Source organism: Gemmatimonadaceae bacterium (genome assembly GCA_036273715.1).
Classification (GTDB): domain Bacteria; phylum Gemmatimonadota; class Gemmatimonadetes; order Gemmatimonadales; family Gemmatimonadaceae; genus JADGGM01.
On the sequence record DASUHB010000040.1, the window covers coordinates 1 to 19858 of the forward strand.

The 19858-nt window shown below is 66.0% G+C and carries 12 protein-coding genes; 4 read left to right on the forward strand and 8 right to left on the reverse strand.

Going from position 1 to position 19858, the window contains the following annotated elements; translation table 11 throughout:
- The 6 genes from VFW04_09545 to VFW04_09570 all read right to left on the reverse strand — a co-directional run.
- On the reverse strand, positions 1 to 1319 hold a 1319-nt coding region (locus tag VFW04_09545; GenBank protein HEX5179562.1), incomplete at its 3' end, for a hypothetical protein.
- Between the two features lie 4 nt (positions 1320 to 1323).
- Positions 1324 to 2061, reverse strand: coding sequence for a hypothetical protein (locus VFW04_09550; GenBank protein HEX5179563.1), 738 nt, complete (start codon positions 2059 to 2061; stop codon positions 1324 to 1326).
- A gap of 49 nt (positions 2062 to 2110) precedes the next feature.
- Positions 2111 to 3826, reverse strand: a complete 1716-nt coding sequence (locus VFW04_09555; GenBank protein ID HEX5179564.1) for an alpha/beta hydrolase-fold protein — start codon at positions 3824 to 3826, stop codon at positions 2111 to 2113.
- A 190-nt stretch (positions 3827 to 4016) separates the two neighbouring features.
- Positions 4017 to 7223 (reverse strand): glycosyl hydrolase, encoded by a 3207-nt coding sequence (locus tag VFW04_09560; protein ID HEX5179565.1) that lies wholly within the window; start codon positions 7221 to 7223, stop codon positions 4017 to 4019.
- A 10-nt stretch (positions 7224 to 7233) separates the two neighbouring features.
- Positions 7234 to 8478, reverse strand: a complete 1245-nt coding sequence (locus VFW04_09565; protein ID HEX5179566.1) for a hypothetical protein — start codon at positions 8476 to 8478, stop codon at positions 7234 to 7236.
- Positions 8479 to 8489: 11 nt separating this feature from the next.
- Positions 8490 to 11624, reverse strand: a complete 3135-nt coding sequence (locus VFW04_09570; GenBank protein ID HEX5179567.1) for a SusC/RagA family TonB-linked outer membrane protein — start codon at positions 11622 to 11624, stop codon at positions 8490 to 8492.
- Positions 11625 to 11901: 277 nt separating this feature from the next.
- Here VFW04_09570 and VFW04_09575 point away from each other — a divergent pair, with 277 nt between their 5' ends.
- The 4 genes from VFW04_09575 to VFW04_09590 are packed head-to-tail and all read left to right on the forward strand — an operon-like array spanning position 11902 to position 17481.
- Positions 11902 to 12675 carry a hypothetical protein gene (locus tag VFW04_09575; GenBank protein ID HEX5179568.1) on the forward strand — a complete coding sequence of 258 codons (774 nt, stop codon included), beginning with the start codon at positions 11902 to 11904 and terminating at the stop codon, positions 12673 to 12675.
- A gap of 42 nt (positions 12676 to 12717) precedes the next feature.
- On the forward strand, positions 12718 to 14994 hold the full coding sequence (locus VFW04_09580; GenBank protein HEX5179569.1) for a M1 family aminopeptidase: 2277 nt from the start codon (positions 12718 to 12720) through the stop codon (positions 14992 to 14994).
- Between the two features lie 31 nt (positions 14995 to 15025).
- On the forward strand, positions 15026 to 15781 hold the full coding sequence (locus VFW04_09585) for a hypothetical protein (protein HEX5179570.1): 756 nt from the start codon (positions 15026 to 15028) through the stop codon (positions 15779 to 15781).
- Positions 15778 to 17481 (forward strand): hypothetical protein, encoded by a 1704-nt coding sequence (locus VFW04_09590; protein HEX5179571.1) that lies wholly within the window; start codon positions 15778 to 15780, stop codon positions 17479 to 17481. Before VFW04_09585 ends, VFW04_09590 begins: the two co-directional genes overlap by 4 nt.
- 16 nt (positions 17482 to 17497) lie before the next feature.
- On the opposite strand, the gene VFW04_09595 is transcribed toward VFW04_09590, so the two are convergent.
- Both VFW04_09595 and VFW04_09600 read right to left on the reverse strand, forming a co-directional pair.
- Positions 17498 to 18934, reverse strand: coding sequence for a PQQ-binding-like beta-propeller repeat protein (locus VFW04_09595; GenBank protein ID HEX5179572.1), 1437 nt, complete (start codon positions 18932 to 18934; stop codon positions 17498 to 17500).
- A gap of 132 nt (positions 18935 to 19066) precedes the next feature.
- Positions 19067 to 19804 (reverse strand): sulfite exporter TauE/SafE family protein, encoded by a 738-nt coding sequence (locus tag VFW04_09600; GenBank protein HEX5179573.1) that lies wholly within the window; start codon positions 19802 to 19804, stop codon positions 19067 to 19069.
- Between the last annotated feature and the right edge of the window lie 54 nt (positions 19805 to 19858).

Sequence of the window (19858 nt, forward strand, 5' to 3'; positions counted from 1 at the left end):
ACCGATTCGGCGAACGTGGCCCAGCCTTCGCGCAGCATGTTGGCGGCCGGCCCCGTGGCATTCATGGTCCAGGCGTGCGACACCTCGTGCGCGAAGACGAACGACGGTCCGCGGACGCCTAACGCCACCAGCTCCTCCGCCTTGCTTCCCGACACGACCGCCTCGTTCATGCGCACGGAGAATCCGCGGGGTCCGATGGCCCGGTCTTCGACGGCGGCGATGTACGGCGGGTTCGGACCGCCGAACCGCGCGTTGAGCACGCTGTCGATCGGCCGCAGCGCTTTGGCCAGCGAATCGTGCGAAAAATGGAACGCGGGAGTCGTGAACGTCTCGAACGTCACGCCGCGCACATCGCTGGTGACCGGGCGCCAGTCGCGATCGTAGATCATGCTCAACAGCCACGTCGGATACGTGCTGTGGCCGGTTACGGTTCGCACGCCGCCGATGACCGTGTCCCGCTGCGGGAGCGTCGTGGTGAGATAGTACTCAGCCGGCAGATGCACCGTCATCGTGGCGGGGCCTAGGTCGTTGGCGCTGTTGTAATCGAAGAACGGGTGCCAGGCGTCGGTATTGTGGAAGGCGCCGTACGCGGGCAGCGAGTCTCCTGACGACGCAGCGACGGCACGCGATGGACCGCTCGCGTCGCGCAGCGTGTACGACAACGCGAGTTGCGCATGGCCGCGCCGAGGCGCCGCGATCCAGAGCACGCCGCCGCCTAACGTCCAGGCCACGGAGTCGCCATCGTAGCGCAGGCGCGCGATGTGGACATCGTTGTTGAGCCGCACCGCCATGCCGTACTCGGTGCCGACGATCACCGACAACGTGTCTTCGACGTGGATGTCGCGGCCCGGCGCGAGATCGATGTGCAGCACCTGGCCATGGATGAAATTCAGGGTATCGATGGGCAGCTGCCGCACGATGTGCCACGTGCCGTCGTGCAACGCCGCTTCGTAGAAGCCGGAGAAATGCCGGACGAGATTCGTTTCGTCGCCGCCGTTGCCTGCCTTGACGATCCCGGTGAGCAAGAGCACCGCGCGCCGGGCATCGCGCCGGACGACGCGCATCGTGCTGGCTTCGCGGGCGAGCTTGCGTTGGGCAGCGCTGTGCACGACCGCGCGGCCCAACGAATCGGGGTCGATGCTATCGAAGGCGGCCGGCGAGCCGGTGGCGAACCGGCTCAGGAAGAGTGTGCCAAGCGAATCCGGAGTCGGCGCGCCCACGCTGCCGGCGGCGACGGGCGCCACGCTGCGCGGCGGCGTCGAGCAGGCGGCAACCGCGAGCGCGACAGAGACAAGCGTCAGACGTCGAGCGAACCGCATGCGATCAGTGCGCCTCGGGCAGTCGTTGCGTGACGCGGCCGTCCGCGTCGAGGAACTGGAGTGACGGCGTGCCGAGCGAATCGACCATGAGTTTGATGCGCGGATGCCCTTGGCGATCGGACAGCATGACGATGGATTCCTTGGCCACGCCCTTGCCGATGTATGCGCGCGATATGCTGCCGAATTCGCCCTTGGCGATCATGTTCTTCCGGAATTCCTGGAAGCGCCGGGTCTTGTCCGGACCGTCCGGCAGCTTGCGGTACACCATGGCGCTCTCGGCGAAGGCCTGAATGGGCACGTTAGGCCGATCCTGGATGTCGAGCCCGGCTTCGCGCGCGCCGTTCTGATCATGGTACGAGAGGGTGACGGTCTCGTCCTGGTTGAATTGATCGAACGTGAGTCCCGCTCCGGCGACGTAGCCGTCGGCGGTTTTCCTGCCGTTGAACGTCAGGCCCCCATCCTCGTTGCCTTCATCGTTGAAGAAGATGACGCCGGCGCCGCGGCCGCCGTCGCCGCTGCGCAATGGATACGATTTCCCGCCGATGACTGGATCGGGCAGCTTGTCGTGACCGGACAGCGTCATGCGCAGGGTTCCATCGGCCTCGACGATGTTGATCCGTTGAACATCGATCGTGTCGAATTTCGGGTTGCGCGCCTGTCGGAACGCCACAATCGAAAGTGCGATCACCAGCGTGGTGGCGCCGTACGCGTATCCTTTCAAGAACCGCAGATCGCCGGCCATGGGAACTCCGTCGCGTAAGTGTGGTCAACGCCTAACTAGCTGGCGATGCTCAGCGGTAGTGCCAGGCTTCGGTGCTCGCGCCGCCGGGCGCATTCCTGGCGATCTGTGCCGCCATCGCGCGCAGCATCTCGCCGGTTGTCGTTGGGCGGATGCCGTGGCCCTTCATGGGCCGGCCATACTCGAACGTGGCCTCGGCGCGCGGACTGGTCGTGGAATCAAGGAATGCCTGCGCCTTGTAGACGGCCATGTTGAGGTAGAAGTTGTCCATGTCGCCGGCGTAGAAGTGCAGCTTGCCGACGAGCTGCGGACCGATCGTCGACCAGTGCGTCTGCATGTACGCGGTGAGATCGAAGCCGTGGTCGCGCATGTACTCGGCGACGCTGTGATCGATCGCGCCGGTGGCTTTGTCCCACAGCGGCTTGGGATATCCATCCTCGCCCACCGGACCGTACACTGCTTCCCACGCTTCCTGCTGCTCGGCCGATCGGCCGTGCGAACCGAGCACGGCCTCGAGCTGGCTCAACTGGCGCTCGGTGATGAGGACCTGGCCGTCGGTGCTGCGGAACATCGGCCGCTCGGGCAGCACCCATTTGGCGTTAGGCGGCGTGAACGCGTTCGGGTCCTTGTAGATGTCGATCAGCGCCCACTGGTGAAAGTCGATCGGATCCGGGTAGTAGACCCAGGCGCCGCCAAAGAATTCGGGATGATAGACCTGGAGCGCGAGCGACTCCCAGCCGCCGGTCGAGCCGCCCGACAACACGCGCGCATACGGTTGGTGAATGATGCGAAAGTGCGATTCGATGTACGGAATGAGCTCGGTCAAGATCGCGTCGCCGTACGGGCCGTCGTTCGCCGAGTTCACCGCATAGGAATCATCGAAATACGGCGTCGGATGGAGGAACGTCACCATCAGCATCCGCGGAAAATCGTCGGACGTCCAATCCTGGTAGAGCCTGTAGCCTTCCACGCGGCGAAGATTCACGACCCACGCGCGATGCCCAACGACGTTGGAGTCGGCGGGCTGGACGGCTTCCTCCTGGAAATGGTACGGTGGCGCGAGGCTGAAGTGATCCTGTTCGTAGTCCACCGGATACGATACGTCGGGATGCTCGTCGTAGCCCTTCGGCAGCAGGACGACGGCGCCGAGGTACATCGGATGTCCCCAGAATTTGGTCAGTAAGGCACTCTGGATCTTGATGTGCTTGATACACTTGGTGTCCGACGGCACCTGTATCGGGGGGAGCACGGTGGCGAGCGACAGATGCGTCGGGGATGTCGATCGCTTGCCGATGTGCACGCGCACGATGCCGCTGACGAGGTTGCCGGGCGAGTCGCCGTACTGCTGTCCTTCCCACTGGTCCAGGTGCACCCAGATGGTGTGTCCATCGGCGCGGTGCACTTGCGTGTAGACGTTCATCACCGCCTGGGCGTAGTAGTCGCCCGGCGGCACGTCGCCCAACGTGGCGAATGGGAAGCCGTGCGTCGCGCCATCGAGCCGGGCGCTGGTGTTAGGCGTCAGTTGCGACACGTCGGCGCCGAACACCGGACCGTTGGCGCCGAGGGCGCCGCCCTGGAACCGCGGCGCCGGCGTGCTGTCGTCAGACAGGAACAGCAGGACGCGTCCAGTGATCGGGCCCTGGTGCGCGGAAGCCGGGAAGGAGACGTCGAACACCGGGCCGCGTTGGGCGGCTGCCGGAAATGCGACGGCAACGGCGGCGCAGGCGGCAAGCATCGTGCAGCGACGGGCGATGATGGAGTCAGCCATGAGCATGACGAATCGAGAGCGGAAAGCGACGCGCGTGCGTGCGTCGAGAAAATTTGAGGCTGGCATCTACGCTCATGAAGACACGGGCACAGCACAGACACGACGGACGCTGCACGGATCGATCGGTGCGGTGTCCGTCGTGTCCGTGCTTTGTCCGCCTGGTCATGAGCGTAGATGCGGCGCTGCGCCATCACTGCGCATGGATGCCGGCAACGATGGGCGATGCGCCGGCCCTGTTCAACGCGGCATTGATCGCCTCGAGGCCGCCTAACGAGACGCGGAGCCGGCGCAGCTGCGCGGCCAGTCGCGTGGCGAGCTCGGTGAACACGGCGTCATCCTGTGCCGTCGGCCGCGCGTTCCCTTCCCCGGTGTAGGCCGCGAGCTCGGCCAGTTTGTCGTTGAGGCCGATGGGATAGTTGAGCGGGTCTTCGCTGGCGCGGGTGCGAACCTGGTAGATCGATTGTTCGATGTTCGACAACGAGTCCTGGAGCGCGGCAGCGCTTTCTTTGGCGTCGCCGAGCTGCGACGCGCGCGCCTCGAGCTGCGCGCGCACGCTGCGAATCGATTTCACGGCGTTGTTCGCGGCGCTGATCGTGTCGGCAATATGTGTGAGCAGCGCAAACTGCGCGGCGAGATCCGCCTGCGTCGCATTCGATCGGGGATCGGGGCGCAGCACGAACCACTGCGTTTGGACGTGGCCGTTTGCCGTGAGACGCACGCCATAGCGGCCCGGGACGACGCGCGGCCCGACCGGATTCCCGGCCCACAACACCATGCCTTTGAACGATGCCGGATCCGGCATGCGCAGGTCCCACGCGAACGTGTTCAGCCCTGCCTTGTTGGGCGCGACCGGCTGGCGCCGCACCGGGACCTCCACATCTTCGACGCCGCTCGAGGTATCGGCAGCAGTTGCCGCTTTGCTGTGGAACGAGCGGAGGACGCGGCCGCCGGCGTCGAGAAAGTCGAGGCTGATGCTGTCGTTAGGCGAACGCAACCAGTAGTACACGATCGCGCCCGAGCGCGGGTTGCCCGCTTTGGGCGGACCGGCGTCGTGTTGCGCTCCGTTGGTCGGGCCGCCGGAGAACATGGCGCGATAGACCGGACGCGGCGCGAACAAGTATGCATCGCGCGCAAGGATGGCGGGCGTGAGCTGGCGGAGCGGCGAGATGTCGTCCAACACCCAGAATCCGCGTCCGTGCGTGGCGGCGATGAGGTCGCCGTTCTTGATCGCGAGATCGTGGACCGGAACGATGGGCAGATTGCGGCGGAGCGACTGCCAGTGTCCACCATCATCGAACGACACCCAGATGCCGCGCTCCGTGCCGACGTACAGCAGGCCGCGGCGCTCGGGATCTTCCCGGATCACGCGCGTGAATTCGGTGGACGGGATGCCGGCCGCGATCGACGTCCAGTGTTTGCCGTAGTCCGTGGTCTTGTACAGATACGGACGGAGATCATCCATCTGGTAGTGATTCGCCGCGACGTACGCCGTGCCGGCATCGAAGTGCGACGGCTCGATGATCGAGATCCGCATCCACTCCGGCAGACTCGGCGGCGTCACGTTGGTCCATGTCGCCCCGCCGTTGCGGGTGAGATAAATCATGCCGTCGTCGGAGCCGGTCCAGATCTCGTTGGCCGCGACCGGCGATGGGGCGATGGCGAAGATCGTTCCGTAGTATTCGACCGACGTCTGGTCCTTCGTGATCGGACCGCCCGACGGGCCTAACGTGCGCGGGTCGTGTCGCGTGAGATCGGGGCTGATCACCTGCCAGCTGTGTCCGTCATTGCGCGAACGGAACAGCACCTGTGCCCCGGCGTAGAGCGTGTTCGAATCACGGGGCGACATCGCCAGCGGGTACGTCCACTGAAAGCGGTACTTGATGTCGCCGGCGCTGTAGCCCATCGGATTGTCGGGCCAGGGGCTGACCACGGTCATCTGATGCGTGCGGCGATCGAGGCGCGTCAGGCGGCCGTCGTACGAGCCGGCGAAAACGACGTTAGGCGAATCGGCGCGCGCGACGATGTAGCCGCTTTCGCCGCCGCCCACGTCCTGCCACTGGCCGATGTCGATGCCGCCATCCCAACGCGTAGGACCGCAGAGCGTGCCGGCATCCTGCTGGGCGCCGCACACCTCGTACGGGAAGTCGTTGGTCGTTTCGACGTGGTAGAACTGCGCCGTCGGTTGCGTTTCCGGCAGCCACGAGCGGCCGCCGTTGATCGAGACCGTGGCCCCGCCGTCGTTGGCCTCGGCCATGCGCTGCGGATCGTTGGGGGCGATCCACAGGTCGTGGTTGTCGGTGGATGGCGTCGCGATCGCGGTGTCGAACTTCACGCCGCCGTCATCGGACCGGAACACGTGCACGTTGAGCACGTACACGCGATTCGAGTCCTTCGGGTCGGCGAAGATGCGCGAGAAGTACCACGCGCGCTGGCGGAGCTTGCGTTCGTCGTTGGTGCGGTGCCAGCTGGCGCCGGCGTCGTCGGAGCGGAACACGCCGCCCGAGTCGGCTTCGACGAGCGCCCAGACGCGGTTGGGCGCGGCGGCCGAGACCGCGAGCCCGATGTTGCCGATCACTCCGTTAGGCAGCCCGGGCGCGTGCGTGAGCTCGGTCCAGTGTTCGCCCGCATCGGTGGACTTGAAGATGCCGCTGCCGGCGCCGCCCGACGACAGCAGCCACGGCGTGCGGCCGGCCTGCCACAGCGCCGCGTAGAGAATGTCGGGGTTGGACGGATCGAGCACGAGCTCGATCGCGCCGGTGGAGTCGTTCCGAAAGAGCGTATTGCGCCAGTGCGCGCCGCCGTCTGTCGACTTGTAGATCCCGCGCGCGGAGTCCGGCGCCCAGACGTGGCCCAGGACCGCGGCGTAGACGACGTTCGGGTCGCGGGGGTCGACGCGCACGCGCGCGATCTGCCGCGAGTCGCCGAGTCCGGCGAAGTGCCACGTCTTGCCGGCATCCGTCGTCTTGAACATCCCGTCGCCGTGCGAGACGTTGCCGCGGATGTCGTACTCGCCGGTGCCGACGTAGACGATGTCGGGGTTGGACGGGCTGACGGCAATGGCGCCGATGGTCCCGCCGAAATACTTGTCGGTGACGGGATTCCACGTTTCACCACCGTCGGTCGTCTTGAAGACGCCGCCGCCGGTGGTGCCCATGTAGTACTCGTTAGGCCTGGAGGCCGACCCGGCGACGGTCGCCGAGCGCCCGCCGCGGAAGGGGCCGATCTCGCGCCACCTGAGCGCGGCAAAGGCCGACGAATCGTACGTCGCCGGCCTGTCGCTTACGTTAGGCGTTTCTTGCTCCGCGCGCGCCCGTGCCGGCCCCATGAGCGCCAGGGCCAGCACCGGCACCGCGGCTACTGCAGCACTTCGCACTCCCATCCCGACGGCTCTGAGCATTGGCCTCCGCTCAGAAATTCGGGTTGGCGTTCGTCTCCTCCGGCGGAATCGGCGTGCAGAAATTGCTGCCGAACGGGCCGCCGCCCGAGTTCGTGTAGAACGGCGCGCCCACGGGATCGGTGAGGATGGCGGTCAGCGGCACCGACGGATTGCGGCGGATGTCGCCTAACTTCTTGCCTTCCATCCAGAAGTCGCGGGCCCGCTGGTTGAGCAGCTCGGACAACACCGACAGCGTGTCGGTACCGCCCGTGTACGCGGGCTGGTTCCCTGCCGCGCGGCGCGCGCCGATGAGCGCCAGCGCGTCCGACGTCGAAGCGCTACCGTGAAGCTCCGCTTCCGCCTTGATGTACTGCGCTTCGAGTCCTGAGCCTAACCGAATCGGATCGCCGTAACTCGTGTACTTTGCCTGGATGACGTACGGCTGGTGGTTGAGCGTCACCCCGGGCGTCGTGCTGTCGATCGGCATCCGCGGGTCGCCAATCCGGTACAGCTGCGGCGCGACGATCTGTCCTTCCAGTGCGTTGAAGAAGAACGTATTGCCGAGCGTCGACAGCGTACCGGTATTGGCCGACGTGACCACATTGATGACGAAGTCCGGCGGGACGAGCGCCGCAGTGGCGGCGGCGTTGGTCCAATCTCCCAGCTGCAGATATGCGCGGGCCAGTCCGACGTTCGACCCGCTCACGATCGTCGCCCCGCCCGGTCCCGCGGCCGACGCAATGGTAATGGCTTGCGTGAAGGCCGTGACCGCGGTGTCGAGCAGCTGCGTGTCGCTGAGCTCCGGACCGCCTTGAATGACGGAGGAGCACATCGTCTCGGCCGTCAGGTCGAGGGAGAAGCCGAGGTTCATCGCCGCAGTGGCGAGGTTGAGATCCGTCGATGCGTTCGCCCCTTTCACGAGCACCGAGACGGCGTTCTGATTCGACGCAATCGCGAGACTCAGTGGCGCGAAAAAGTCAGCGTTGATGTCGTCGCTGCTGGCGAAGTTGCGCGCGGCCAGGCGGTTTGTCTGCAGGCGCGCGGCGCCGGTCCACACTTCCTCCGAGATGAGGCCGCCGAACAGCGCGACGCTCTGGAAGGCAATGTAGAAGTTCGTCTGCGCCGACAGCGCCAACGTCGCGCCATCGGAGTTGGGGTTGAACTTGCCCGCGTCGATGACCGACGGGTTGTCGACGTTCATGCTGCACGAGGCGAGTCCGATCACCGCCACGCCGATCAGGACCGTTGCACGCATCCATCTGGAAAGTGTGGTCATGGTGGTGTCTCTCAGAACTCGAGGTTGAGCCGCACAACGAAGCGGCGGGTCTGCGGCACGGTGAATTCCTCCGTTGTCGCAAATTGCAATGAGCCTTCACTGCGTTCGGTGTTGGAGAGCATCTCCGGATCGAAGCCCGTGAACTTGCTGCTCTTCCACAGCGCGAGGTTCCGGCCGGCGAACGTGATCGATGCCGCGGTCGCGTGCATGCGCGCGGCCAGATCGTTAGGCAGCGAGAGCGTGGCCGACAACTCCTGCAGCCGGATGAAATCGGTCGGTTGGACGTAGTGATCGAGCACGAGCGGGACCGGTGTTCCGTCGGCCGTTTGGAACGGCCCGAAGCGCTCGATGAACTGCGCCTTCGTATAGCCGCCTTTACCCGCCGGCAGGTTCGTGCCCGCCGAGGTAAAGGTGAGGTCCTGCAAGAGCGGTGTGAGGTTCAGGATCTTGCCGCCGCTCTGGCCGCTGAACGACGCGTACAGGCGCAAGTTGCGGAACAGGGTAACGGTGTTGGCGAAGTTGGCCTGGAAGGTCGGGAACTGCGGCCCATCGAAGACCGGTGTGTTGGTCACCGTTGCAAAACCGGCAGCCGTGTCGACCTTGATGATCTTGCTCGAGTACCACGCGGAGAGCGGCTGCCCAACGACGTAGCGGAGCGTGAGGTCGGGGCTGATCTCGCTCACATTGGGGATCGTGATGTCGCCCAGGCTGAGCAGACGGTTCTTCAGCGTATTGGCGGTGAACGTCATGTCCCACGTCGCCGTCTTGTTGCTGATCGGCGTCGCGCGGAGAAGCAGCTCGAGACCGCGGTTGTCGACGCTGCCCGCGTTGACGAACGGATTCGCGAGGAACGCCAGCGACGGGGCGAGCGGCTCCTGGAGCAGCAGATCTTTGGTCTTCTTGTCGAAGTAGGTGAGCTCGACGCCGGCGCGATCCTGGAAGAAGCCCGCGTCGAATCCAGCCTCGAACTCGGTCCCGCGTTCCGGCTTGAGATGCGGGTTGCCGGGGCTCAGCTGGATGAGGCCAGGCCCGACGCCGCCGGACGGCGTGACAAACGGAAACGGCTCATACGTGCGGAGTGACGCGCCGGGATCGGGCGCGCGACCGGTCGTGCCGTAGGCCGCCCGCAGCCGGAACGTCGAGACGACCGACGACAGCGACTGCCAGAACGGCTCCTGCGACATCACGTACGAGGCGCCGACCTTGGGCAGGAAGAACGCGCCGTAGTCCTGGCCGAACGACGAGTTCTTGTCGACGCGTGCGCCTAACTGGAGGAACAGCGTCTGGCCGAACGCGAGACCTTCCTGCGCCAGGAAGCCCAACGATTTCGACTGCGCGAACGTCTGGTGCGACTCGCTCGACGCGGCCGACGACACGAGGTTGGACGAATTGTCGGCCAGCCCGATGCCGATGCCGAGCAGGTTGTTGTTGACGGTGTTGATGTACTGGCTGCCGAAGGAGAGGTCGGACGCGATGTGCCCGTCGCTGCCGAACTTCAGTTTGATGTCGCCGAGGTAGTCGATCGTATAGATATGGATCGGATTCTGCACGTCCTCGACGTAGCCGTTGGCCTGGTCGCCCGTGTACCAGTTCCCGTTGTTTTTCGGGAAGAACGTGAACCCTTCGGTGGACGACAGGTCGCCGCCGATCGTTAGGCGGTTGGTGAGCCAGCTGAACGGGTTGTAATGGGCCGTGGCCGTGGGCGTGAAGCGCAGGGTGGTGAGCTTGTCCTGGATCGCCTCCAATCCTTCGATCGGCGTGCTCGTGCCGCCGGACCGCGTGCCGTCGGGGTTGACGGTGACGGCGAATGGACTGGAGAGAAAGTAGCCCTGCGTCAGGTAGCCGTACGTGCCGTCGTCGCCCTGCGGAATACGATAGGCATTGTAGGCGAGGCCCACCGATGCGTCGAAGCTCAACTCCGGGTTCACCACCCAGTTGAAGCTCGAGCGTCCGGTGCGGCGATAGTAGTAGTTGCTCGCCTCGGTGCCGAGTTCGTTGCTCACGCTGCCGGACACGAAGTAGCCGAATGAGTCGCCGCCGCCGCGCGCGCTGTAGTCGACCGACTTGAGGTTGCCGTTGCGGAACACGCCGGCATCGACGAGCGGATTGGCGGAAATGACGCTGCCCACCGGCTTGTTGAGGCACAGATCGGCGCCGCCGGGCGCGGTATCGGACGCGCTGCACGTGCCGAACACCGACAACGGCGTGAAGTTGGGCTTCACCTGGTCGTATTCGACGCCGATGCTCTGCGTGAACTTGTGCGAGCCTAACTGGCCCTTCTTGGTGATGATCTGGATCACGCCCGCTGACGCATCGGCGCCGTAGAGCGTGGCCGCAGCGGGGCCCTTGACGACTTCGATGCTCGCGATGTCGTCGGGGTTGATGTCGTTGAGCGCGGTCACGGTCTGGCCGCCCAAGCCTTCGAGGCCGTGGAACCCGCTACCGACGTCTTCGCGCGCGCCGCTCTCGACGCGGACGCCGTCGATGAACACGAGCGGCGCGTTCGACAGCGAAATGGATGCGGGACCGCGGATCTGGATGCGCGGCGCCGCGCCGATCGTCCCGGAGGACGAGGTCACGTTGACGCCGGCGACGCGCCCTTGCAGCACGTCGGTAACATTGACGATCGGCGCCTTGGACGTGACATCCGATGCGTCGATCGACGTGGCCGGCGCGCCCTGCGCTTCGCGCGTCTGGTTGCCCGCCGTGCCAGTGACGACGATCGCTTGCAGCTCGGTGGCGCTGATCCGGAGCGCGAAATCGGCGGTGACGGCGCCATCCTCGGCCATCGTGATCTGCTTCGTTTGCGGCGCGTAGCCGATGCGCCGCACGACGAGCGTGTACGAACCGGCGGGCACGCGGGCGATGCGGTAGGTGCCGTCCTCGCCGCTGATGCCGCCTAACTCGGTGCCTTCGAGGCGCACGCCGGCGGCGGCCAGCGGCTCACCCGTCTTGACGTCGGTGATCTTTCCGGAGATGGTGCCGGGCGCCCGCCGTTCGGTTAGGCGCGGCGTGGGCGCGCCGGTCGCGAACCCGGGCGACGACTCGAGCGCGGCCGCCGTCGCCGGCTGCTGCGCCGGCAACGACTCGGCGACCATCGTGCCGCCCGCGAGCAGCGAGAGTGCGAGCGCTATGCGGAGACCCATGGTACCGTTCCTCACTTGATGTTGGGCAAGGGTGGAACCTCGTGGACGGGTGAACCGGACTGGGATGAGCGGACGGACGACGTGCGGTAGGTGCCTAGGACCAACGGAACGACGGGACAGCCCAACAGCGCGCAGTCTTTCGTTATTGATACGGACAAATTACTATTGGTCCGGACAAATGATAACGCCCGCCCTTCCGACGCGCCAGACTGACGTTTCACCAGGCCCTTCTCCCTGCTTCCCCTCCCCCCAACTGCCGCCGCCGGAGTCACTTACCATGGACCAGCAGCTCCAACGCGAAATCCGGAGGCTCCGCCGCCTCAATGCGGTCACCCTCGGCGCACTCATTATAGTAGTTGCTGCCGCGTTCACCGGGCTCGTCCGTCCTACCGCCTCGGCCGCCAAGTTCGACGTCATCGACGTCGGCCGGATCAACATCCGTGAGCCCGACGGAACCATCCGGCTCGCGATTTCGAACAAGCAGCATTTCCCCGATCCGGTGATCGACGGGAAGACTTACCCGCTCCGCAGCGGCGCCAAACCGGCCGGCATGATCTTCTTCAACGATCAGGGCGACGAAGATGGCGGCCTGATCTGGAACGGGAAGAAACTCGCCGACGGATTCGAAGCCGGCGCGTCGCTGACGATGGACCAGTGGCGGCAAGACCAAACGGTTCAGCTCTCCTACGAGGGAGGTCCCAAGCACACCGATTGGGTCGGCCTCCGCGTTATCGATCGACCGGAGAAGCCGATGGCGCCCATGCTCGATCGCGCGATGCGAGCGATGCAACTGCCCGCCGGCGCGGCGCGCGACAGCGCGATGCGCGCGGTACGACAGTTCGCGATCGACAGCGGCCTGACACCGGCCTCGCGCATCCTCATCGGGAAGGGCGCCGAGAAGGCCGCGACGGTCCGGTTGAACGATCCGGCCGGGCGCACCCGCATCCTGCTCAGCGTCGACTCGCTCGGCGCGCCGTCGATCCAGCTCCTCGATTCGTTGGGCCGCGTCACCTACCGCATTCCGTCCGACAGCGAACGCGGCGCGCACTGACGCCACCATTCCGCCATCCCGACCCCGCACAGGCCCGTTCTCATGCCCAAGGCATCACCCGTGTTCCCGCTGGCCGCGCTCCTGGCGTTAGGCGCCGCCCCGCTCGCCGCGCAGGCAGCGGCGCCGGCTCCGCCGCGCTTCCCGACCACCGTCGAGATGCCGGCGCCGGTGCAGACCGGCGCTCCATCGCCGGGCGCGCTGGTGCGCCTCGTGCTGGCGCGGTTCGCCACCGGCACGCCGGAAGCGTTCGACAGCGTCTACCCCGATCCGTTAGGCAGAGCGGTGGTCCAGGGTGCTGCCCAACGCAAGCTGCTGCGCACACCGGGACCCGGACGCGTCGTCTGGTCCAACGCCTCGCGGGCCGTGCTCCTCATCACCGGCACAGTGCACGAGGGACGGTCCACGGGCATCGAAACCGGCTCCGATGAAACCAACCGCGTGCGGCGCCTGTCGGGGCTGTACGAAGCGCATCGCAACGGCGGCACCTGGCTGCTCACGCGCCAGATTCCGTTCGACACCCTCAACTACATTCGCGCGCAGGTGCTGCACGTCGACATCCAGCCGGGTCGCGTGAGCCGCGTGGTGGACACGCTCACGATCGACCCGGGCAGCCCGTACGGATTCGCGACGCGCCTCAACAACGCCACCGAGCTGCACACGGTCCGGTTGAACGGCGCGACCGTCCCCTATTCGTTAGGCGGCGGGGTCCTGTGGGTGGACACGCGGGGCCGGCACGCGCCGGCGCACTCCCAGCTCGTGCTCTCCTACGCGATCCCGGCCCAACGCCAGGCGAAGCCCGCGACAGGCGACTCGGCAAACGTGGCGCCGGCTATGTCTCCCGATACCATGCCCGCGTACGGCGCCATGAACAACACCGACGCCTGGCATCCGTTCTTCAACTACGATAGCGGGAACGACTTCAGCCAGCTCACGGTCACGGCCACCATCCCCGCGCAGTATCGGCTGACGACGTCGGTCCCGCAAACGGAAGGCGTCAAGGGCGGCGTGCGGACGGTGCACGGCACGAGCATTCATCCGCAGTTCTTGCTCGCGTTGCTCTACGACCGCGACTGGACGCCCGTCACGCAATCGGTGAACAAGGGCGAGTTCACGCTCGAGACGTTTTTCGCGCCCGGCTTCCATTTCTCGCCGGACACGATCGCCAAGACGGCCGGCTTCGTGTACCACGTGCTCGTCCCGCGGTTCGGCGAACCGCAGGCGCCGTCGAAGTACCTGGCGGTGGTGGAGGATCGCCAGTTAGGCCACACCGGCTGGCAGGTCCGGATGAACAACGCCGTCATCTCCGGCGACAGCGCGACGGTGCTAGACGAACCGGCACTCGGGCCGTCGTTCGCGTTCGGCCACGAGGTGTCGCACGGCTGGACGATGAATTCGTCCGGCCTCGCCGCCAACTTCCTCCAGGAAGGCTGGGCCACGTTCTGCGAATCGCTCCTGTTAGGCGCAGCTTACGGGAAGGACACCGAGCGCGCGTTCTGGGAGCGCATGCGCACCTCCTACGTGACCGGCCTCGACCGCGCCGGCTTCCTGGGCGGGTTCGAGGGCAAGCAGAGCATTCTCGACAACCCCGACAACGGCCGTATCCACTACTCGAAGGGGTCCTGGATCCTGCACGAGCTCGACTACGTGCTCGGCGATTCGACGTTCGATGCGGGGATGCGCGCGTTCATCGCCACCAACGGGCAGGGCCCGCACGGATATCCCGAGTTCATCGCCGACATGTCGCGCGCGGCCGGTCGCGATCTGACGTCGTTCATCATGCCCTGGCTCGCCGGAACGTACATTCCCGACGTCGATGCCCGCATGGACGGCTCGTCGTTAGTCGTCACGCAGTCGCAACCCGACGTGCTGTTCGATTTGCCGTTGGACGTCGCGATCGTGTCCGGTGCCGATACGGTGCGCAAAGCGGTGCACCTGACGTCGCGCGCCGACACGGTTCGGTTGGACGACGCCGCCGCGGTGACGCGGGTGCTGGTGGATCCCGACCATCACTTTCTCCTGCGCCGGCACTGGGGCGAGACCGAGCGCTTCACCCTGCACTCGCCCAGCGCCAAGAGCGTCGAGCTGGCCGGCAACTTCACGGCGCGGCCCATCCCGGCCACCCGCACCGGCGACGACTGGACGGTGGAGATTCCGATGCCGGAGGGCCGCTACCTCTTCCTCTGGCGCGTGGACGGCAAGAGCCCGTCGGACGCGGAGGCGATCGCCGCCGTCAAGGCATCGTCGAACGATTCGACGGCCCTCGCCGGCATCCGCATCGTCCGCCCGTTAGTCCGCCTCGATGATCGCGACGCACGCTGAGCGCCGCGTTTTCCCTTCACTCCGAGACCACATGATACGCGAATCGTTCACGCCGCTCACACGATGGCTCGGCTTCCGGACGTACGTCGTCGCGTCCACGAGCATCATCGGCGTTCTGTCGCTTGCCGCGTTCACGAAGGCGTCGGCGCACACGCGCTTTCAGGAAATCGACGTCGAGCGCATCAATGTCGTCGAGCCCGACGGCAAGCTGCGTATGACCATTTCCGACGCCGCGCGCTCGCCCGGCTGGGTGTTTCACGGCAAAGTGGTGCCGGGCCGGCCCAAGGGCGCGGGCATGATCTTCTTCAACGACGAAGGTGAAGAGGACGGCGGCATCGGCTTCGGCGGACGCACCGTCGATGGCAAGGTGCACGCCGACGGCGGCATTGCATTCGATCACTACGAGTCCGACGAAACCGTCACGCTGCGCTACTCGCAAAACGATAAGCGCACGCAATCCGGACTCATGATCACGGATCGTGCGGACGTGCCGATTCTCCACGTCATCGAGAAGCAGGATTCGCTTCGCAAGATGCCCGCCGGTGCGGGACGCGACTCGGCCATGAAGGCCTTCGTGGAGAACGGCGGCCATCCGTTAGCCGCGCGCCGGTTGTTCGCCGGACGCGACGCCGACCAGAGCTCGTTGGTCAGCCTGAACGATCCGCACGGCCGTCCGCGGTTGCGCCTCATGGTCGACTCGACGGGCGCGGCCAGCATCCAATTCCTCGACACCCTGGGTCGCGTGAAGCGAACCATCACGGCCGATTCGCTCGGAGGATCGCGATGAACACCCGCACGTGGGAAAGGCGCGCTTGCCTAACGGCAGCCGCGCTCATGGTCGCCGGCGCCAGTGCCTTCGCGCAGTCGGCGCGGTTCGACGTGACGGTCGCGCCTTCGGCGCACGACGGTCCGCTCACCGGGCGCCTGATCGTCGCCGTCAGCAAGGTGGAGAAGCCTGAGCCGCGGCTCATGATCTCGCCGCGCGGGCCGGCAATTTTCGGCGTGGATCTCAACCAGCTGCCGGCCGGCCATACGGCCGTGGTCGACAATTCCGCGTCGAGCTATCCGATGAAGCTCTCCGCGCTGCCGCCCGGCGATTACTACGTCGAAGCGGTGGTGAACGTCTATCAGCAGTTTCATCGCAGCGATGGCCACACGATCTGGGTGCACATGGGCGACGGCCGCGTGGAGTTCTTCAACTTCGCCGGCGGCAACTTGTACAGCGACGTCCAGAAAGTGCACATCGACGGGCACAGCACGGTGCATCTCACCGTGACCCATGTGATTCCCGTCGAGCCGCGGCCCGCGGACACGGAGTGGCTCAAGCACGTGAAGATTCAGAGCCAACTGCTCACGAAGTTCTGGGGGCACCCGGTGTACATCTATGCCGATGTGCTCCTGCCCAAGGGATACGCCGAGCACCCCGACACGTACTACCCGCTGCTGTTTCCGTTAGGCCACGCCCCCGATCCCTTCTCGTTCAATCCCGACTCGGCGTCGGAACGCCGGGGCGGCGAGCAGAATCCGTTGGAGCTGCGGCGCGGCGCGCGCATCAACCCGAACTCGGGGCTCGAAAGCGGCTACGACTTCTACAAGCAGTGGGTATCGGACAGCTTCCCGCGCGTGATTGCGGTGACGCTCGAGCAGGCGACGCCGTACTTTGCCGATTCGTACTCGACGAATTCGGCGAACGACGGCCCGTACGGCGACGCCTTCGTGCAGGAAGTGGTTCCCTACCTCGAGCAGCATTTTCGCATCATTCCCAAGCCGTACGCGCGGCAGGTGGAAGGCGCGTCCACGAGCGGATGGCAGACGCTGGCGCTCGTGCTGCAGCATCCCGATTTCTTCGGCGGCGGATGGGTGCTGCAGCCGGATCCCATCGACTTCAGGCACTACCAGCTCACGAACATCTACACGGATACCAGCGCGTTCGAGATTCCCAACGGGATGTTCACGACCACGGAGCGGCAGTTCCAGCGCACGGTGGAAGGCCAGGTGGTGCTGACGACCCGCGAGCTGAGCCGCTTCGAAGATGTGTTAGGCAGCCACGGACGTTCGGGCTATCAGCTCGAGGCCTGGGAAGCCGTGTACGGCCCGGTGGGCGCGGACGGCTACCCGGTGCCGGTGTGGAACAAGCAGACGGGGCTGATCGACCACCAGACGGCGGCGTACATGCGCGATCACGGCTACGACCTCCGCGACTATGCCCAACGCAACTGGCCGACGTTAGGCCCAAAGCTGGCCGGCAAGCTCCACTTCTTCGCCGGCGACATGGACAATTATTACCTGGACCTCGCCGTCTACGACTTCCAGAACTTCGTGGACAGCACCACGAATCCGCATTCGGATGCCGACTTCACATACGGCCGTCCGATGAAGGGCCACGGATGGCACTCGTATACATGGGCCGAGATGGTGCGGAAGATGGCGGACGCGGTGAAGCGGGAGGCTCCGGCGGGAGAATCGACGGCCGCGTGGAATTACTGACCGGCCGCCGAATCTCTTACTTGTGCCAGATGTCCAGGTAGCCGGTTGTGGCGTGGTCGTTCGCATTGCCTTCCGGCAACGCGATCCGGCCATCGACCACGATCGGCGAATTCCAGTGGCCTGACTCGCAGGCGAGCGTCGTGATTAAGTTCCCCGAGGATGGCTCGTACACCCGCAGCCCGCCGTGCGGGTCGTACACATACAGCAGGCCGCCGGCGACGACCGGCGTGGTGCCGGCGTTCTTGTTCTGCCACGCCGGCACGAGTTTCTTGTCGCGAAATCTCCAGGCCGCGGTGCCGCCGTTGTCGGCGGCGAAGAGCCACGTTTCGTTAGGCGTGTGCATTACCGTGAGCGCCGTGAAAAGCCGCCCGCCCGACGGGGTCGACACGCTCTGCAGCTCGCCGCCCTTGTGCGGCGTCGCACCCCGCATCACCGTCGTGTCCAGCAGCTTGATCGTCCCGTCCTTGCCGCCCTGCGCCACGAATCCGTCGCCTAACAGTGCCGGCGACGTCGAGCCGACGTCGGTGTCGGTCTCGTCGAGCGACTGCGTGTTCTCCGGCGTGTAGTTGCCCAGTATCCTGGTCGCCGAAGAATCGAGACGGATGGTGGCGTCGCCCCAGAACCGGTGACCGTCCCAGCGGCCGTTGCCGGTCGCGACGTAGATGTCGCCGGTCGTCGAATCGATCACGGCGCCGGTCCGGCCCCAGATCGCCGAGCCGCTCTCCGGACACGTGGTCGGATCGATCATGGCAGTGGAATCGCTGCAGAGCGAGTTCCACGTGTGGAGCAGTGCGCCGTTGGACGCATCGAGGATCGAGACGTGTCCCTGGTAGGGCGGCGCATCGCCGATGTATCCGCCGGTGGTCGCGATCACGTGGCCGTGAAAATAGTTGAGCGATGACGCGATCTTTTCGCGGTGCGCGAGCTTCGTGATGGCGGTGCTCCAGAGCGCGTGACCGTCGGACACGGCGAGCTTCTGGATGCGTCCGTCGGGCGTGGCGGCGTAAATGAATTGGCGATCCGGGTCCGCCGCCGGCGTCGCGTTGGTGATCTGCCTAGAGCCGGCCCACGACTCATAGTTAGGCGGCGTGTACGTCCACAGCACGGTGCCGGCCGCCGCATCCACGGCGATGGTCTTGCCGTACGTCGTGGTGACGAAGAACGCATCGTGCGACGCGCCGCCGATCTCGATGCCGTGCAGGTAGATGGCCGCCGCGTCGACCGTGCCCGCGATGGGCACGCGCGTCTCGGTGAGGCCGGTGACGTTGCGTGCATCGAAGCCCGTGGAGGCGGACGAGCTGCCGGAGCCGGAGACGTCCCAGCCGAACCGCGGCCAGTCGTTGCCTAACGCAATGGCGGCGCGCTGCGGCGCGGGACGCGTCGCGGCGATGAAGGCCGCCCACCCGGTGAAGACTGCCCCTGCCGCCAAGCCCGTTTGCAACATGCGTCGCATTCGTGAGGTCTCCCGTGTGCGTGGATGCCGGCGCCACTCCGGCATCGTTCCACTCAAGGTGGACCGTACACCGCGTTCCGTCCAGACGCGCATTCGCAGGTGAGCGCCGCGAGCCCGCGCTAGCAGTGCGCCTTATGCCCCGCGGGTCAGGAACAGCAGCCCGGCCGCGACGAGAGTGATCTCGATCAACAGCACGAACACCCGCTCCGGCAGCACATCGACAACGCGCTTTCCGACCCATGAGCCGAGGATCATGATCGGTCCGAGCGCGACTCCAGCAATGGTTGCCGTCGGAGTGAGCAGCGCGCCCTGCCCGTATGCGCCGAGCTTCACGACGTGCATGACCACTGTCGACATTGCTTCGGTGCCGATGTAGGCGCCTTTGACCAACCCGAACGCGAGAAAGAACGGCGCCATGATCGGCCCGACACTGCCCAGCAGCGCGGAAAGGAAACTGGCGCCGGCGCCGATGGCGGCGAAGCTTCTGATCGGCGGCCGCCGCGGTGGTCCCGGATGCAACCGGCGCCACACCACCACGAGAATCAGAAACGCGCCGAGCAGTCTCGTGAGCGGCTGCAGCGGCGCGCGCGCGAACAACAACCCACCGGCGAACGCGAAGGGCACCGCACCGATTGCGAACCAACCGACCACCCGCCAGTCGACCAGGCGTCGATTGAACCACACGCGGCTTCCGTTGCCAATGAGCTGCGCCACCGTGAGGATAGGGATTGCTTCGCGCGTGCCGAAGACGGCGATGAGCACGGGCAACAACACGGCCGCGCCGCCGAATCCGGTCACGGCGGCCAGCGTGGCGGCCACGAAGGCAACCGCGGCAAGCAGCAGCGCGACCGCAGGCTGCGACGCGTGCATCAGTAGCGCGCGCGCAACGACCCGGCGCGCATCCAGCGCACCGGGTCGTTTGCA

What these genes read in the sequence shown, in the direction of transcription:
- VFW04_09550 (HEX5179563.1), bottom strand. Translation starts at nt 2,061, where the DNA reads ATGGCCGGCGATCTGCGGTTCTTGAAAGGATACGCGTACGGCGCCACC.
- VFW04_09555 (HEX5179564.1), bottom strand. Translation starts at nt 3,826, where the DNA reads ATGGCTGACTCCATCATCGCCCGTCGCTGCACGATGCTTGCCGCCTGC.
- VFW04_09560 (HEX5179565.1), bottom strand. Translation starts at nt 7,223, where the DNA reads ATGCTCAGAGCCGTCGGGATGGGAGTGCGAAGTGCTGCAGTAGCCGCG.
- VFW04_09565 (HEX5179566.1), bottom strand. Translation starts at nt 8,478, where the DNA reads ATGACCACACTTTCCAGATGGATGCGTGCAACGGTCCTGATCGGCGTG.
- VFW04_09570 (HEX5179567.1), bottom strand. Translation starts at nt 11,624, where the DNA reads ATGGGTCTCCGCATAGCGCTCGCACTCTCGCTGCTCGCGGGCGGCACG.
- VFW04_09575 (HEX5179568.1), top strand. Translation starts at nt 11,902, where the DNA reads ATGGACCAGCAGCTCCAACGCGAAATCCGGAGGCTCCGCCGCCTCAAT.
- VFW04_09580 (HEX5179569.1), top strand. Translation starts at nt 12,718, where the DNA reads ATGCCCAAGGCATCACCCGTGTTCCCGCTGGCCGCGCTCCTGGCGTTA.
- VFW04_09585 (HEX5179570.1), top strand. Translation starts at nt 15,026, where the DNA reads ATGATACGCGAATCGTTCACGCCGCTCACACGATGGCTCGGCTTCCGG.
- VFW04_09590 (HEX5179571.1), top strand. Translation starts at nt 15,778, where the DNA reads ATGAACACCCGCACGTGGGAAAGGCGCGCTTGCCTAACGGCAGCCGCG.
- VFW04_09595 (HEX5179572.1), bottom strand. Translation starts at nt 18,934, where the DNA reads ATGCGACGCATGTTGCAAACGGGCTTGGCGGCAGGGGCAGTCTTCACC.
- VFW04_09600 (HEX5179573.1), bottom strand. Translation starts at nt 19,804, where the DNA reads ATGCACGCGTCGCAGCCTGCGGTCGCGCTGCTGCTTGCCGCGGTTGCC.